The organism is Aetokthonos hydrillicola CCALA 1050, assembly GCF_017591665.1.
GTDB classification, from domain to species: domain Bacteria; phylum Cyanobacteriota; class Cyanobacteriia; order Cyanobacteriales; family Nostocaceae; genus Aetokthonos; species Aetokthonos hydrillicola.
Window position 1 is genome coordinate 1 of sequence record NZ_JAAKGC010000251.1, and the last position, 3,221, is coordinate 3,221.

At 42.7% G+C, this 3,221-nt stretch carries 4 protein-coding genes and 1 riboswitch; of the genes, 2 read left to right on the forward strand and 2 right to left on the reverse strand.

Annotated elements, in window-relative coordinates; translation table 11 throughout:
- Together G4P69_RS36460 and ntrB are read right to left on the reverse strand one after the other, a co-directional pair.
- Positions 1-499: ABC transporter substrate-binding protein (locus tag G4P69_RS36460; protein WP_208354745.1), on the reverse strand; the 499-nt coding region annotated here is incomplete at its 3' end.
- A gap of 230 nt (positions 500-729) precedes the next feature.
- Positions 730-1,581, reverse strand: coding sequence for a nitrate ABC transporter permease (gene ntrB, locus G4P69_RS36465; protein WP_208340102.1), 852 nt, complete (start codon positions 1,579-1,581; stop codon positions 730-732).
- A 97-nt stretch (positions 1,582-1,678) separates the two neighbouring features.
- Positions 1,679-1,926, reverse strand: a riboswitch (cyclic di-AMP (ydaO/yuaA leader).
- A gap of 1 nt (position 1,927) precedes the next feature.
- Between ntrB and G4P69_RS36470 the strand changes: the two genes are divergently transcribed.
- Both G4P69_RS36470 and G4P69_RS36475 read left to right on the forward strand, forming a co-directional pair.
- A complete protein-coding gene (locus G4P69_RS36470; RefSeq protein ID WP_243902223.1) occupies positions 1,928-2,842 on the forward strand; it encodes a carbohydrate ABC transporter permease in 915 nt (304 codons plus the stop codon).
- Position 2,843: 1 nt separating this feature from the next.
- Positions 2,844-3,221: ABC transporter ATP-binding protein (locus tag G4P69_RS36475; protein WP_208354746.1), on the forward strand; the 378-nt coding region annotated here is incomplete at its 3' end.

Here is a 3,221-nt window from a genome sequence, read left to right on the forward strand (position 1 = left end):
GTTGGTACTCATACCACGGACGCAGTCCAAAGTCCCACATGGCTTTGTTCATTGTCATGGCATTACCGTGGTGGTGGATCGTCATGGCTGCACATAAGGGGGCGTGTCGTGCACCTTCAGCGCCAATTCTGGCGTTAGTGACAGAACCAGATACTACAGGTGAAGCATCTAAACGACCAAAAATTAAGCCATCGCGGGACGTCGCCCAACTAGCTTCTCGATTGAGTCTGACGTTCAAACCGTATTTGCGGAAGAAGCCTTTTTTCCACGCGATCGCAAACGGCGCACAGTCATTCACTGGAACGTAACCAACCGTGATATCAGGTTTTTCAAGATCCTGGGATCTCACTACTGGCTTAACTGCTAGCGCTTCTTCCGTCAGTCCTTTTGCGCCAGTATTCCCCGTAATGCTACAAGAGGACAATGCTGTAGCTGTTGTCGCTCCGACTCCTAATAAAAAATCTCTTCGAGTCCAAATATGCTTATTGGTATCACCCATCACCGCTCCGCGAAAGTCAAAAGTCAAAAGTCAAAAGTCAAAAGTCAAAACTTTTATAAATCAAAGCTTCTGGCTCTTTGCAGTGGCTGCTTTATTTACGCCGCTTTGTACTAGTGAATTAGGCGCAAAATTACCACACAAGAATTCATTGAAGGCGACAGGAAACTCCACCCCATGCCCCATGCCCCATGCCCCATGCCCCATGCCCATTGCCCATTGCCCATTGCCCATTAATTGGAAACTCCCGGACGATGAGTTACTAATTCTTGAATTTTGGTTACGGCGTAGTCAAGAACTAACCCGGTTAAGCCAATCACTAGCACAGCTAAAAAGACGGAACTCAAATTTAAACGACTCCATTCATCCCAGATAAAAAAGCCGATCCCTATACCGCCTGTAAGCATTTCCACCGCAACAATAACTAGCCAAGCAATCCCCAAACTAATGCGTAACCCAGTAAAAATATAGGGCAAGCTTGCAGGTAAAATGATTTTGATAATCCTTCGCCAATAAGGCATTTCTAGTACTCTTGCGACATCTAGATAATCTTTAGGCACGCTAGAAACTCCTAGGGCAGTGTTAATAATTGTTGACCACAAGGAAGTAATGAAAATCACAAAAATTGCTGAAGGATCTGCTAGGTTAAAAATTGCTAGTGCAATGGGTAACCAAGCCAAAGGTGATACAGGTTTAAAAATTTGAATGATCGGATTCAACGCTAGCATCGCTGGTCTAGACATCCCAATTAGAAATCCTAGCGGAATTGCCACTACCGCACCTAACAGAAAACCTAGTAATACCCTTCGCAAACTTGCAATCAACAACCAACCAATTCCTAAATCACCTGGACCTCTTCGGTGGAAAGGATTTAAGATGTTGTCAAGATTGGCATATAGTGCTTCTAATGGAGTCGGCATCAATTCATGGTTAGCAAGGGCAATCACCCACCATAACAATATGATCCCCAAAAACCCTAAGATAGGCAGTAAGACCTCTTCTGTAGCAATTACAGGTTTTGCTTTTTTCCACGCTGCTTGACCCGCGACCGCTATGATTGCTGCTAAATTTAATTGCAATATCATTTGTCACCTCAACAGAACTAAGTGCAGGTACAAAAAACCTGAGCAGTACCAGCCTTGGATACTGATGAGATCGATACATTTATAAAATGCCGTCTCTTCAGTCTCCTCTCAATGCCTACGAAGTTAGCTGACGGGCTAGGGCTGAGAGATGCCCTTCTTAAACAAAGTTATTGAACAGAATTCAGGAGTCAGGAGTCAGGAGTCAGCATAAATTCTGAACAACTAACTTCATTAATCGTGGATTCTTCAAGAATAACTTCCCACAAGATACGCCCCATAAGACAATACGGTTCCTCCGCTCCAGCTTTACACACTGTAATAATCTGGATTAGGCTGACTTACTCTGATGAATACTAAAATTTATAATAACATCTCCGGAACTATTTTGACAGTGGTTTCTCCTAATAATCCTCAAACAACGGCTAATGTCAAGAATCCTTGGAATAAGATTTTGCTTTGGGGCGCGATCGCTTTTGTGGTTATTTTTTGCTTGGCACCCGTAATGTGGCAAGTATTGACCTCATTCAAGTTTAATCAAGATATTAGTGCTGTTCCTACCGTTTATTTTCCGACTCGAATCACCCTCAATCATTACATTGAGTTATTCAACCGTCGTCCTTTTTGGAACTATATCTTAAATAGTGCCTTTGTGTCAATTGTATCCACGGCTTTATCTTTAGCTTTAGGTGCACCGGCTGCTTACGCCTTAGCACGATTGCGTCCCTGGGGCAGCAGAGTTATTCTTGCAGGTATTCTAATTGTGACTTTGTTTCCAGGAGTTTTATTGTTTTTGGGACTCTTAGAAATTATACAACGGCTGCACTTGGGCAATAACTATCTAGCGTTAATTATTCCTTACACAGCGATCAATTTGCCGTTAACGATTCTTGTGTTACGCAGCTTCTTTGAGCAATTACCAAAAGATTTAGAAGATGCAGCGAGGGTGGATGGCTACAATACCTTGCAAATGCTACTACAAATCTTACTGCCTATGACGATTCCGGCATTGGTGACGACTGGAATTCTCACGTTTATTTTTGCATGGAATGAGTTTATCTTCGCTTTGACGTTTATGACTCGTGAAGATCTCAAAACAATTCCTGTTGCTGCAGCACAACTAGGAGGCGCTTCAGTGTTTGAAATTCCCTATGGTCCCATTGCAGCAGCTACAATTGTTGGGACATTGCCGTTAGTTTTACTTGTTTTGTTCTTCCAACGCAAGATTATTCAAGGTCTTACTTCTGGTGCTGTAAAAGGATAAAATGGCTAGACTTGAACTGAAAAACTTAAATAAGACCTATAGTCCTCAAGTGATTCCAGTTAAAGATGTCAGCTTGACGGTGGATAATGAGGAATTTCTGACTTTGCTGGGTCCTAGTGGCTGTGGTAAATCAACTACCCTACGGATGATTGCGGGGTTAGAAGAACCAACTCAGGGTAAGATATTCCTTGGAAATGAGGATATTACGTTTAAGCGACCAGGCGATCGCAACATGGCAATGGTGTTTCAAAGCTATGCGCTTTATCCACACATGACTGTGTACGAAAATCTTGCTTCTGGACTCAAGCTCAAAAAAACCCCTCGTGCTGAAATTCAACAGCGAGTTACAGAAGTTGCACAACTTTTAGGATTACATGAT